General features: G+C 42.1%; 11 protein-coding genes. 6 read left to right on the forward strand and 5 right to left on the reverse strand.

The window, feature by feature from the left end; translation table 11 throughout:
* Positions 1–77 precede the first annotated feature (77 nt).
* A complete protein-coding gene (locus IT970_RS07550; protein ID WP_065979888.1) occupies positions 78–605 on the forward strand; it encodes a YaeQ family protein in 528 nt (175 codons plus the stop codon).
* Here the strand turns inward: IT970_RS07550 and yfaE are convergent.
* The 5 genes from yfaE to ubiG form a co-directional block, all read right to left on the reverse strand.
* Entirely contained in the window at positions 602–874 is a 273-nt protein-coding gene (gene yfaE, locus IT970_RS07555; RefSeq protein WP_036968605.1) for a class I ribonucleotide reductase maintenance protein YfaE, read from the reverse strand. The genes IT970_RS07550 and yfaE overlap by 4 nt on opposite strands.
* Positions 874–2004 (reverse strand): class Ia ribonucleoside-diphosphate reductase subunit beta, encoded by a 1131-nt coding sequence (gene nrdB, locus IT970_RS07560; RefSeq protein ID WP_036968602.1) that lies wholly within the window; start codon positions 2002–2004, stop codon positions 874–876. Before nrdB ends, yfaE begins: the two co-directional genes overlap by 1 nt.
* Positions 2005–2073: 69 nt before the next feature.
* The gene (gene nrdA / locus IT970_RS07565; protein WP_036968599.1) at positions 2074–4359 is read right to left on the reverse strand and encodes a class 1a ribonucleoside-diphosphate reductase subunit alpha; all 2286 of its coding nucleotides are present in this window, start codon (positions 4357–4359) and stop codon (positions 2074–2076) included.
* A gap of 389 nt (positions 4360–4748) precedes the next feature.
* On the reverse strand, positions 4749–5420 hold the full coding sequence (locus IT970_RS07570; RefSeq protein ID WP_036968596.1) for an HAD family hydrolase: 672 nt from the start codon (positions 5418–5420) through the stop codon (positions 4749–4751).
* The gene (gene ubiG, locus IT970_RS07575) at positions 5420–6130 is read right to left on the reverse strand and encodes a bifunctional 2-polyprenyl-6-hydroxyphenol methylase/3-demethylubiquinol 3-O-methyltransferase UbiG (RefSeq protein WP_075593609.1); all 711 of its coding nucleotides are present in this window, start codon (positions 6128–6130) and stop codon (positions 5420–5422) included. The genes IT970_RS07570 and ubiG overlap by 1 nt, the downstream gene beginning before the upstream one ends.
* A 176-nt stretch (positions 6131–6306) precedes the next feature.
* On the opposite strand from ubiG, the gene gyrA reads away from it, so the two are divergent.
* From gyrA to rpsA, 5 genes are all read left to right on the forward strand, one after another.
* Entirely contained in the window at positions 6307–9003 is a 2697-nt protein-coding gene (gyrA, locus tag IT970_RS07580) for a DNA topoisomerase (ATP-hydrolyzing) subunit A (protein ID WP_036968590.1), read from the forward strand.
* 69 nt (positions 9004–9072) lie between these two features.
* Positions 9073–10161, forward strand: a complete 1089-nt coding sequence (serC, locus tag IT970_RS07585; RefSeq protein WP_036968587.1) for a 3-phosphoserine/phosphohydroxythreonine transaminase — start codon at positions 9073–9075, stop codon at positions 10159–10161.
* A 1-nt stretch (position 10162) separates the two neighbouring features.
* Positions 10163–11443, forward strand: coding sequence for a 3-phosphoshikimate 1-carboxyvinyltransferase (gene aroA, locus IT970_RS07590; RefSeq protein WP_118844233.1), 1281 nt, complete (start codon positions 10163–10165; stop codon positions 11441–11443).
* Positions 11444–11547: 104 nt separating this feature from the next.
* Entirely contained in the window at positions 11548–12261 is a 714-nt protein-coding gene (gene cmk, locus IT970_RS07595; protein ID WP_118844234.1) for a (d)CMP kinase, read from the forward strand.
* A 93-nt stretch (positions 12262–12354) separates the two neighbouring features.
* Positions 12355–14022 (forward strand): 30S ribosomal protein S1, encoded by a 1668-nt coding sequence (gene rpsA / locus IT970_RS07600; protein ID WP_036968578.1) that lies wholly within the window; start codon positions 12355–12357, stop codon positions 14020–14022.
* Positions 14023–14034 lie beyond the last annotated feature (12 nt).

The raw sequence follows: 14034 nt of genomic DNA on the forward strand, positions 1-14034 counted from the left end.
TACTATAACTTATAAACTGTCGCGATTTAAATTTCATACACTATACTTAGATTATTTAATCGGTATGGCCCGTGGTTATGTCTGATAAAAATAGAGTATTTAAGGCGCAGTTCACCATCGCAGATTTACGTGAGCATTGTAATCATCAGGAAACCTTCACCACCGCCTGTGACAGAGGGGAAAGTTATCAGCATTTTGTGCTCAAATTGCTGAGCTATTGTTTGTTTTCGCATAATAAGCAGGCAACTATCAATGCTCGGCTAAAAAACAATCAACCCGATGTGTCAATAAAAGCGCTCGATGAGCATTATGAGACGTGGCTGTCTGTTGATCAGCCCGATATATCCATGTTAACTAAAATCGCTAAGCGAGTTGATGAACTGTGGGTTGTCACCACGCTTGAAAGTGACTGGTTAAATGAGTATCAACGTCAGCTTGCGTTGATCAGCAACAGTCACCTTATCGCTTTCGATAGCCAGTTTATTGAACAACTCGTTACTCATCTAAGTAAAAATTTGCAGTGGGATATTACTATTGATCAGCAAACGATTAGCGTGGCAGATAAACACCATTTTTACCAAACACGTGATCTTGTATGGCATTAAAGTTCAATAGTAATTTTACCGTTAGGTTTACTGCAACACAGTAATACTTCACCTGGACGCACAAAGGCAAGGGGCTCTTGATTATAACGTACGTCGCCTTCTACAAGCTGAGCACGACAAGCACCGCAATATCCTTCGCGGCATTGATAGGGTACATCTATTTTATGTTGTTCAAGGCATTCAAGGAGAGATGAACAGCCAGAGTCAAAATCTATACTCTGGCTGTCTGTTCCTGCAAGGATAACCTGTGCAGTGTGTTTAGTGCTCATTACAGATCGAAATCACCAAAGTCTGATGCATCAACTTGAGAATCGATTTGACCAACAAGGTAAGAACTTATCTCGGCTTCTTGCGGTGCAACTTGCACGTTATCAGAGACTAACCACGAATTGATCCATGGAATCGGGTTGCTCTTACTTTCAAACTGAGCAGGTAAGCCTACCGCAGTCATACGTGCATTTGTAATGTATTCAACGTATTGGCATAAAATATCTTTATTTAAGCCAATCATTGAGCCATCTTTAAACAGGTATTCAGCCCAGTCTTTTTCTTGCTCTGCGGCATCAACAAACATTTTAATTGCTTCATCTTTACATTGCGCTGCAACAATCGCCATTTCAGGATCGTCTTTACCGTCTTGCATAATGTTTAAGATGTGTTGTGTGCCTGATAAATGAAGAGCTTCATCACGCGCAATTAATTTAATGATTTTTGCATTGCCTTCCATTAGCTCGCGTTCAGCAAACGCGAATGAACATGCAAAGCTGACATAAAAACGAATTGCTTCCAGAATATTAACCGACATCATCGCAAGGTAAAGCAACTTTTTAAGGTCGAACAAGCTCACTTTAACTTCTTCACCATTAATCACATGTTTACCTTCACCGTAAAGGTTGTAAATCGAAATCATGTTGATTAATTCATCGTAATACTTAGTCACCGCATCGGCACGTTCACTGATTTTTTCGTTACTCACGATATCATCAAAAATAAGCTCAGGTGACTGCGTTACGTTACGAATAATGTGCGTGTAAGAACGGCTGTGAATTGTTTCACTAAATGCCCATGTTTCAATCCACGTTTCAAGTTCAGGAATTGACACAATTGGCAGTAAGGCAACGTTAGGCGAACGACCTTGCACACTATCAAGTAATGTTTGGTATTTTAAGTTACTTAAAAAAATGTGTTTTTCATGGTCAGGTAAAGCTTGAAAATCAAGACGGTCTTTACTTACGTCAACTTCTTCAGGACGCCAGAAGAAAGATAATTGCTTTTCAATTAGCTTCTCGAAGATAGGGTACTTTTGTTGGTCGTAACGTGACACGTTTACCGTCTGGCCGAAAAACATCGGTTCTAGTAATTGGTTATTATGGTTTCGGCTAAAAGTTGTATATGACATAGTGAATACTCAAAAAACAGTCAGGACAAAGCGGGCTAAGGAGCCCGCTTGTGTATGTTATTAATTTAATTAGATTTTACAAGCACCGCCTGCACAACCATCATCTTCCACCTCAGGTGTAAGCTCATCTTGAGCATCTGAAGCGCCATCACGGGTGTTATGATAATACAACGTTTTAACACCCAGTTTATATGCTGAAAGGAGGTCTTTTAAAAGCACCTTCATAGGTACTTTACCGCCTTCGTACTTAGATGGATCATAATTTGTATTCGCAGAGATCGTTTGGTCAACGAACTTCTGCATAATGCCCACTAATTGCAGATAACCATCGTTTGATGGGATATCCCAAAGTAGCTCATAATTGTCTTTTAGGCGCTCATACTCTGGTACTACTTGTTTCAAGATACCATCTTTACTTGCTTTAACACTGATGTGTCCACGCGGTGGCTCAATACCATTTGTTGCATTAGAGATTTGTGATGAAGTCTCTGATGGCATTAATGCCGACAATGTTGAGTTACGCATACCATGTTCTTTAATGTTTGCGCGCAGTGTATCCCAATCTAAGTGAAGAGGTTCATCACAGATTTGGTCAAGGTCGCGCTTGTACGTATCTGTTGGCATAATACCTTGCGAGTACGTTGTTTCATTAAATTTAGGGCAAGCACCACGTTCTTTAGCAAGCTCATTTGATGCTTTCATTAAATAATATTGAATTGCTTCAAATGTTTGGTGCGTTAATGCATTTGCACTACCGTCAGAATAACGTTTACCGTTTTTAGCAAGGTAGTATGCGTAGTTGATGACACCAATACCTAACGTGCGACGACCCATGGTTGCGTTTTTCGCTGCAGGGACAGGGTAGTCTTGGAAATCAAGTAAGTTATCAAGCGCACGTACTGCAAGTTCAGCAAGCTCTTCTAACTCATCAAGTGACTCAATTGCACCTAAGTTGAATGCAGAAAGTGTACACAGTGCGATTTCGCCTTCTTCGTCCATTACGTTACTAAGTGGCTTAGTCGGTAATGCAATTTCTAAACATAAGTTAGACTGACGGATCGGTGCTACCGTTGAGATAAACGGGCTATGAGTATTACAGTGGTCAACGTTTTGTAAGTAAATACGACCTGTACTAGCACGCTCTTGTGCGAACATTGAGAACAGCTCAATCGCTTTAATACGTTTTTTACGAATCGACTCATCTTGCTCGTATTTTACGTATAGCTCATCAAATTTAGCTTGGTCTTCGAAGAATGCATCGTAAAGACCCGGTACGTCTGATGGGCTGAATAAAGTAATGTAGTCGTCTTTAATTAAACGGCTGTACATTAATTTGTTGAACTGTACACCGTAATCTAGATGACGAACACGGTTGTCATCAACACCACGGTTATTTTTAAGGACTAATAAGTTTTCAACTTCTAAATGCCACAGCGGGTAGAATAGGGTTGCTGCACCACCACGGACACCGCCTTGAGAACAGCTCTTAACCGCCGTTTGGAAGTGTTTATAAAATGGAATACACCCAGTATGGTATGCTTCACCGTTACGGATTGGGCTACCTAAAGCACGAATACGGCCCGCATTAATACCAATACCTGCACGTTGTGATACGTATTTTACAATCGCAGATGATGTCGCATTAATTGAATCAAGGCTATCACCACACTCAATCAGTACACATGAACTAAATTGACGCGTAGGTGTACGCACACCAGCCATAATAGGAGTCGGCAATGAAATTTTGAATGTCGAAACCGCGTCATAAAAGCGCTTGATGTAATCAAGGCGTGTTTCTCGAGGGTAGTCAGAGAATAAGCTCGCTGCCACTAAGATATATAAAAACTGCGCGCTTTCGTAAATTTCACCCGTTACACGGTTCTGTACTAGGTATTTCCCTTCAAGCTGCTTTACAGCGGCATAGCTGAAGTTTAGATCACGGTTATGATCAATATACGCATCTAACTCGTCAATTTCTTGCTCAGTGTAATCAACGAGTAAGTGTTGATCATAACGTTTGTCTTCAACCAGTTTTGTAATGTGGTCGTATAAACGCGGCGGCTCAAATTGACCATACGCTTTCTTACGTAAATGGAATACAGCTAAACGAGCAGCAAGGTATTGATAATCAGGGGTATCTTTAGAGATCTGATCGGCTGCTGCTTTAATGATAGTTTCGTGAATGTCGTCAGTACGAATGCCATCGTAAAATTGAATATGTGATTTCAATTCAACTTGTGACACAGACACATTATTTAGACCTTCGGCGGCCCAAGCGATGACGCGATGGATCTTATCTAGATCAAGTGACTCTTTACGGCCGTCACGTTTGCTTACAGATAGCTGTTGGTTCATAGTTTTGCCTGTATTCCTTGGGAAATTATATTTTTAGTGACAAAGGTATTCTTAATTATAATTATTATTAGCACCAGCATGAGTCAATTGAATAACATTTAGCCACAATATCTGGTGTTCTTTAAAACGCAGATCACAAGATAGTGTGGTCTGCGATCATTTGCAAGGGATAGAAATGCCCCATTTTGTGGATAACTATTGGATAAACGAATTGTGTTAGTAAGCATTAACCTTTGATCATTCATTGATGATGAAATTTGTAAAAATCAACTCAAGATCTACAAAAATTATCGTTTTTAAAAATAATTTCTGACTGTTTTTTTTATCAACAAAGTTTGCTTAAAACTCAACCCAATCACAATATATGGTGTTTTAACTTAAAACTAACACTATATATGGATAAATCCATCAGTTGGAGTTTGCCAGTTAAAATCTGCGCCCCAGCTCAGTGCGGTATCCACACTTGGTATATAACCCCAAAGTGCAGTTGCACTGTACATATTGGCAGCTTTTGCTGCTTGTATGTCGCGTTCGGCATCACCTATGTATAAGCAACGCGTTGGATCAACATCGAGCATGTTTGCAGTATGAATAAGTGGCTCTGGCGATGGTTTAGCAACTGCTAAGGTATCACCACTCACGACAGCCATGGCATTAGCAAGGCTTGGGATAGCTTGCACCAATGGCTCGGTTAAAAAGCCGGGCTTATTGGTCATGATCCCCCATTTAATGCTGTTTTGCTCAAGTGAGGCGAGAAGTTGCTCTATGCCATTAAAGCACTTGCTATGAATCGCAATGTCTTCTGCATAATAGTCGAGCAGTTGCTGCCTTAATGCTAATTGTTCAACGTCGGGCCATTTATCACCAAAGCCGACCTCTAATAATGCATTGGCCCCATTTGACGCTGCTGGGCGATAAATGCTTTTATCAACAGGCGCGATATTCGCATCTGCTAATACGCGATTTAATGCGCCGCCAAGGTCATCCGCAGTATCGAGTAATGTGCCATCTAAATCAAAAATAAAGGCATCAAAAGCGATATCAGGATTACAACCAGCCATTAGGCAAGTTTCTCAAAATGAAGAATGTAATTAACACTCACATCATCATTTAAACTGTATTGCTTAGAAAACGGATTATAGCTGAGGCCTGTGCTTGCTCTTACTTTTAAGCCTGCATCTTCTGCCCATGCAATTAATTGGGCGGGTTTTATAAACTTTTTATGGTCGTGCGTGCCTTCGGGCACCATTTTTAATAACTTTTCAGCACCCACAATGGCGTATAAATACGCTTTAGGTGTTTTATTTAATGTCGAAAAGAACACATCGGCGCCAGGTTTTGCAAGCTCAGCGACCGCACGAATGATAGAAGCAGGGTCTGGCACGTGCTCTAACATTTCCATACAGGTGATTACATCAAAGCGAGCAGGGTGCTCTTTCGCAAACTCTTCAGCCGGTACTTTCATATAATCAACAGGGACACCGGTTTCTAAACTGTGTAACTTAGCAACGGTTAATGGCTCTTGACCCATATCGATGCCTGTTACTTTAGCTCCCATGCGTGCCATGCTTTCACTTAAAATGCCGCCACCACAGCCAACATCTAAGGTTTCTTTATCAAATAAGCCGCCAACTTTGTCGGCAACAAAATCCAAGCGAAGAGGATTTATTTCATGAAGAGGTTTGAACTCTCCGTCGCGGTCCCACCAACGTTCAGCGATGGCTTCAAACTTTGCAATTTCTGCATTATCTACATTTTGATGTTCGGTCATAAAAAACTTCCTCGTCAATCTGAGGCCATTATATAGGGGTAAATTAATAAATCGCAAAGATTTAGCGCCTGTAAATCTAAATTAATTGTGGTAGCATGGTCATGAAATAATAACTAAAGCTCTAAAGGCGGCGCTTTGCCTCTTTATGAGTCAATACTGAAGGAATGTGAAATCAAATGACTGATCTCGCCAATGAAATTCTGCCAGTCAATATTGAAGATGAATTAAAAAACTCCTACCTTGATTACGCAATGAGCGTAATTGTAGGACGTGCATTGCCAGACGTACGTGATGGTCTAAAACCTGTTCACCGTCGTGTTTTATTCGCAATGAACGAACTCAATAATGATTGGAATAAGCCTTACAAAAAATCAGCACGTGTTGTTGGTGATGTAATCGGTAAGTACCACCCACATGGCGACAGCGCGGTATATGACACCATCGTACGTATGGCGCAGCCTTTCTCATTACGCTATATGCTTGTTGATGGCCAAGGTAACTTTGGTTCAGTTGACGGTGACTCTGCGGCAGCAATGCGTTATACGGAAGTCCGTATGGCAAAAATGTCACATGAGCTATTAGCCGACCTCGAAAAAGAAACGGTTGATTACGTACCTAACTATGATGGTACGGAGCAAATTCCTGACGTATTACCGACGAAAGTACCTAACTTATTAGTGAATGGTTCATCGGGTATTGCGGTTGGTATGGCGACGAACATTCCGCCACATAACTTAACTGAAGTTATTAATGGGTGTTTGGCACTGATCCAAAACCCAGATATGACAATTGCTGATCTGATTGAATATATCCCAGGTCCAGATTTCCCTACAGCCGCGATCATTAATGGTAAGAAAGGCATAGAGCAAGCTTACCTAACGGGTCGTGGTAAAGTGTACATCCGCGCACGCGCAGAAATTGAAGTAGACGAAAAAACGGGTCGTGAAACGATCATCGTCCACGAAATTCCGTACCAAGTTAACAAAGCACGCTTGATTGAAAAAATCGCTGAACTTGTTAAAGACAAAAAAATTGAAGGCATTAGCGCACTCCGTGATGAATCAGATAAAGACGGTATGCGTATCGTTATCGAGATTAAACGTGGTGATGTAGGTGAAGTTATTCTGAATAACCTTTATGCACAAACACAGTTACAAACCGTGTTTGGTATGAATATGGTTGCACTTGATAACAACCAGCCTAAGTGTTTCAACTTAAAAGAAATGCTTGAAGCATTTATCATTCACCGCCGCGAAGTAGTCACCCGTCGTACGGTATTTGATTTACGCAAAGCCCGTGACCGTGCCCATACGCTTGAAGGCTTAGCGATTGCCCTTGCGAATATCGACCCAATCATTGAGTTAATTCGTAAATCACCTACGCCTGCTGAAGCAAAAGCAGCTTTAACAGCAAGGTCTTGGGAACTAGGCACTGTTAAAGCCATGCTTGAAAAAGCCGGTGAAGAAAATGTAGCGCGTCCTGATTGGCTAGCACCAGAGCTAGGTATTCGTGATGGTGAGTACTATTTATCTGAGCAACAAGCACAGGCGATCCTTGACCTACGTTTACACAAACTAACGGGTCTTGAGCATGAGAAGATCTTAGACGAGTACCAAACACTACTCGATCTTATTGCTGAACTACTTTATATCCTTTCAACCCCAGATCGCCTTATGGAAGTAATCCGCGACGAACTAGTTGAAATTAAAGAACAATATGGTGACGAGCGTCGTACAGAAATCAGTGCAGCAGCTCACGATATCAGCCTTGAAGACTTAATTAATGAAGAAGACGTTGTCGTAACGCTTTCTCATGAAGGGTATGTGAAGTATCAGCCATTATCAGACTACGAAGCACAACGTCGTGGTGGTAAAGGTAAATCAGCAACGAAGATGAAAGATGAAGATTTCATTGAACGTCTCCTTGTTGCAAATACACACGATACGATTCTGTGTTTCTCGACTGCTGGTCGTTTATACTGGCTGAAAGTATACCAATTACCACTTGCCAGCCGTGCAGCGCGTGGTAAGCCAATTGTGAACTTACTGCCGCTTGAAGCTGACGAACGTATCACTGCAATTCTACCTGTACGTGAGTACGAAGAAGATAAATACATCTTCATGGCTACAGCATTTGGTACAGTTAAGAAAACACCATTAACGGCTTATAGCCGTCAACGTGCAAGCGGTATCATTGCGGTCAACCTAAATGAAGGCGATAGCCTAATTGGTGTTGATATCACTGATGGTACAAACGAAATCATGCTATTCACAGACGCAGGCAAGGTAGTACGCTTTAAAGAAGCGGAAGAGTCGACCGTCGTTGATGAAAATGGCAATCCGGTACTTGATGAAGAGGGTAACCCTGAAATCCGCTTCAAAGGTGTACGCCCAATGGGTCGTACTGCAACCGGTGTGCGTGGTATTAAGATGGCAGACGACCAACGCGTTGTGTCGTTAATTGTGCCTAAGACAGACGGTGCAATCCTCACCGTGACTGAAAATGGTTATGGTAAGCGTACAGCACTTGCCGATTACCCATCGAAGAGCCGTGCAACACAAGGTGTTGTATCAATCAAAGTAAGCGAGCGTAATGGCGCAGTGGTTGGTGCAGTACAAGTTGATGAAAACGACGAAATCATGATTATCTCTAATCGTGGTACGCTTGTACGTACTCGTGTTAATGAGGTTTCTACGGTTGGTCGTAATACGCAGGGCGTTATTTTGATACGAACTATTGACGAAGAGCAAGTAGTTGGTTTACAACGTATCGAAGAAATCGAAGTTGATGAGCTTGAAGCCATCGAAGGCGAGGGCGTTGAAGTAGTCGATACACATACTGAAGAAACGGTTGATAACCCACCTTCAGAGTAAAATTGATTTAAAAAGCGGCTTCGGCCGCTTTTTTTATCCGCACTATAATTACTGGAATGAGGCAAAGTAATGACTAAATATAATTTTTGTGCAGGACCGGCAATGTTACCGCCGGCAGTAATGCAAAAAGCACAAAAAGAATTTATAGATTGGCAAGGTTTAGGCGTATCTGTGATGGAAATCAGCCATCGTAGTAGCGACTTTTTAGAGCTTACAGCAAAATGTGAAGCAAGCTTACGTCGTCTAATGAATATCAGTGACGAATTTGAAGTTTTATTTATGCATGGCGGTGGCCGAGGCCAATTTAGTGCTGTACCACTAAATTTGCATTTAGCAGATAAGCCCGCGGTGTATTGTGAAAACGGTGTGTGGTCAAAAGGCGCGACACAAGAAGCCGAAAAGTTCACCGCAGTGACAAGTATTAATGTTCGTAATGACGAGCAGCAAAATGGCCAGTTTTCAATTAAACCAGCGACAAGCTGGGAATTACCAGCTGATGCGTCATACATTCACTATTGCCCAAATGAAACGGTTGATGGTATTGAGATTTTTGACGTGCCTTCACACCCATCTGCGCCAATAGTCGCCGATATGTCATCAACAATTTTGTCACGCGAAATTGACGTAAACCAGTTCGATGTCATTTATGCAGGCGCACAAAAGAACATCGGCCCATCGGGTTTAGCAATTGTTATTATTCGTAAAACGTTGCTTGAGCGCGAAGGTCTCGAAAAACCAGGTATTCTTGATTACGCATTAGAAGCAAAGCAAGGCAGCATGTACAACACGCCACCGACATTTGCATGGTACTTAGCAGCAGAAGTGTTTGAATGGTTAGAAGCAAACGGTGGCGTAAAAGCCATGGAAGAGCAAAATATTGCCAAAGCAGAATTGCTGTATAACTTTATCGACAATTCAGATTTTTATAATAATAAAGTTGCTAAGCATTGCCGATCGCGTATGAACGTACCATTTTGGTTAAACGATGAATCGCTTAATGACCAGTTTATTAAAGAATCGAAAGAAGCGGGTTTACTGGCGCTTGAAGGCCACCGCATTGTAGGTGGTATGCGCGCAAGTATTTATAACGCAATGCCACTTGCTGGTGTACAAGCCTTGGTTGATTTTATGGATAAATTCGCCAAGGAGAATAGCTAATATGGAACAGCTTCGTCTTGAACCTATCTCAAAGGTAAATGGCAGTGTCACGCTGCCGGGCTCAAAGAGCTTATCAAATCGTATTTTACTTTTGGCGGCGCTTGCACAGGGCACCACGGTCGTTGATAATTTGCTAGACAGTGATGATATTCGTCATATGTTAGGCGCACTTAAGCTATTGGGTGTGAATGTTACCTTAAATGACGATAAAACCGTTGCGACCGTTGAAGGTGTAGCAGGTAAATTCTTAACACCTAGCGAGCCGTTATTTCTCGGCAATGCTGGCACAGCTTATCGGCCTTTAACAGCGGTTCTTGCCGCTGTAGAGGGCGAGTATGAGCTTGTCGGTGAGCCACGTATGGAAGAGCGTCCTATTGGGCATTTAGTGGATGCTCTGCATGCGCTGGGTGGTGATGTTGAATATTTAAAACATAAAGATTATCCACCACTGGCCATTAAAGGCGGTAAAATTAATGGCGGCCAAGTTGAAATTGACGGCAGTATATCTAGTCAGTTTTTAACGGCCTTATTAATGGCAGCGCCATTATTTAATGGTGATACAGAAATCCGTATTAAAGGTACGTTAGTATCAAAACCTTATATTGATATTACCTTAGATGTTATGCAGCGTTTTGGTGTGTTAGTTAAACACGACAACTACGAAGTATTTTATGTAAAAGGGTGCCAACAATACCAAGCACTAGAGCGCATTATGGTCGAAGGTGATGCATCGAGCGCATCATACTTTGTTGCAGCTGCCGCAATAGCGGGTGGTGAAATAGAAATTAACGGTGTTGGTGCTGCGTCTGTTCAAGGTGACATTGGCTTTGCTAAAGTGATGGAACAAGTGGGCGCTAAGATTGATTGGTACGATGAAAAGCTGGTTGTGCGTAAAGGTGAACTTAACGCGGTTGATATCGACGCAAACGCTATTCCTGATGCGGCCATGACACTGGCCACTGTTGCGTTATTCGCAAAAGGTACAACTGCAATCCGCAATATCTATAACTGGCGTGTAAAAGAAACAGACCGCTTGTACGCCATGGCGACAGAACTTCGTAAAGTGGGCGCTGAGGTAGTCGAAGGTGAAGATTTCATCGAAATTACACCGCCAAAAACATTTAATGATGTAGCGATAGATACATACAATGATCACCGTATTGCCATGTGCTTTGCGATGGTGGCCGTTGGCGGTAAGCCAATAACCATTAATGATCCTAAGTGTACATATAAAACTTTTCCAACGTTTTTCAAGGTACTAGAGTCTGTCTCAAGTCAATAAAACAGAAGAAAATATAAAAAGTTACATTCAAAGTGCGGATCTATTACGAGAACTGACGTATAATGTTGCGGTTTTATTTTGGTGTGCATTGCAGGAGGTTATAAATGCAGGCGTTATTAATGCCCGTAATCACCATTGATGGCCCAAGTGGTTCAGGTAAAGGAACTGTTTGTCGCTTGTTAGCCGAGAAATTAGGTTGGGATGTATTAGACAGCGGGGCGATTTATCGTGTGCTGTCACTTGCTGCACTTCATCATCAAATTGAATTAGACAATGAAGATGCATTAGTGCCGCTGGCTGCAAACTTAGATGTACAGTTTTTGGTAGATAGCCAAACACACACGTCTAAAATTGTACTAGAAGGCGAAGACGTCACAACAACAATTCGCAACGAAGAAGTCGGTGCTGCAGCCTCAAAAGTCGCTGCTTTACCACGCGTAAGAGAAGCATTATTGCGTCGTCAACGCGCGTTTCGTTCTGAAAGCGGATTAATTGCAGATGGTCGCGATATGGGCACGGTTGTGTTTCCAGACGCGCCATTAAAAATATATTTAACAGCGACTGCTGAGGAGCGTGCGCGTCGTCGCTTTGCTGAGTTGAACGATCGTGGACTAGATGTTACACTAAGTGGTCTACTTGAGGACATAAAAGCACGCGATCACCGTGATATGACACGTGAAGTTGCGCCGCTTGTGCCTGCAAAAGATGCCATTGAAATCGATACTAGCGAGTTCAATGCAATGCAAGTGTTTGATAAAGTTATTACTTTAGTCGACGAAGCCGTACTTGCGGGTAAGCTCCCTAAAGCTAAAAAGTAAATTTTTTAATGTGCCGGCAGGATGCCAGCGCTATTTTAACAACCCCATGCAGCATGGTTGCTAATTGGTTATTTAATTATTTAGAGACGTATAATGTCAGAAAATTTTGCGCAGTTATTTGAAGAAAGCCTAAAGGGTTTTGAAGCAGAGCAAGGCTCTATCGTTAAAGGTACAGTTATCTCAATCGAGAACAACATCGTACTTGTTGATGCTGGTCTTAAATCTGAGAGTGCAATCCCTGCTGAGCAATTCAAAAATGCTGCTGGTGAACTAGAAGTTGCTGTTGGCGACGAAGTAGATGTTGCGTTAGATGCAATCGAAGACGGTTTCGGTGAAACTATCCTTTCTCGTGAGAAAGCGAAGCGTCACGAAGCGTGGATCCGCTTAGAAAAAGCATGTGAAGAGCAAGAAACTGTTACTGGTGTTATCAACGGTAAAGTTAAAGGCGGTTTCACTGTTGAAGTTGATTCAATCCGTGCTTTCCTACCTGGTTCACTTGTTGATGTTCGTCCAGTACGTGACACAACTCACCTTGAAGGTAAAGAGCTTGAGTTCAAAGTAATCAAGCTTGACCAAAAACGTAACAACGTTGTTGTTTCTCGCCGTGCAGTTATCGAATCAGAAAACTCACAAGAGCGTGAAGAACTTCTTGCTAACCTTGTTGAAGGTCAAGAAGTTAAAGGTATCGTTAAGAACCTTACTGACTACGGTGCGTTCGTTGACCTTGGTGGTGTTGACGGTCTACTACACATCACAGACATGGCGTGGAAGCGTGTTAAGCACCCTTCAGAAATCGTTAATGTTGGCGACGAAATCGCAGTTAAAGTTCTTAAATTCGACAAAGATAAAACTCGTGTATCTCTAGGTCTTAAACAACTTGGCGAAGATCCATGGGCAGCTATCGCTGGTCGTTACCCAGAAGGTTCTAAGCTTTCTGGTCGTGTTACTAACCTTACAGATTACGGCTGTTTCGTTGAAATCGAAGAAGGCGTTGAAGGTCTAGTACACGTTTCTGAAATGGATTGGACTAACAAGAACATCCACCCTTCAAAAGTTGTTTCACTAGGTGACACTGTTGAAGTTATGGTTCTTGAAATCGACGAAGAGCGTCGTCGTATTTCTCTTGGTCTTAAGCAATGTATTGCTAACCCATGGCAAGAATTTGCTCGTCTACAAAACAAAGGCGACCAAGTTACTGGTAAGATCAAATCAATCACTGACTTCGGTATCTTCATCGGTCTTGAAGGCGGTATTGACGGTCTTGTTCACCTTTCAGACATTTCTTGGAACACGCCAGGCGAAGAAGCTGTACGTGAATTCAAGAAAGGCGACGAAATCACTGCTATCGTATTGCAAGTTGACCCAGAGCGTGAGCGTATCTCTCTAGGCGTTAAGCAAATCGAAGCTGACCCTTTCAATAACTACCTGGACGCAAACAAAAAAGGTGCTATTGTTAAAGGTAAAGTGACTGAAGTTGATGCGAAAGGCGCAACTGTTGAGCTAATCGAAGGCGTTGAAGGTTACATCCGTGTAGCTGATATCGCTCAAGAGCGCGTTGAAGATGCTACTACTGTAGTTTCTGCAGGCGACGAAATCGAAGCGAAATACGTTGGTGTTGATCGTAAGAACCGCACTTTAAGCTTATCTGTTAAAGCTCTTTTCGAAGCAGAAGAGAAAGAAGTACTAGAGAAGCTTAAGAAAGAAGAGCCAGCGTTTGAAAACGCAATGGCTGCAGCATTCAAAAATGCTCAAAAAGACTAATCTATAGTCTTT

The organism is Pseudoalteromonas sp. A41-2 (genome assembly GCF_015767615.1).
Classification (GTDB): domain Bacteria; phylum Pseudomonadota; class Gammaproteobacteria; order Enterobacterales; family Alteromonadaceae; genus Pseudoalteromonas; species Pseudoalteromonas lipolytica.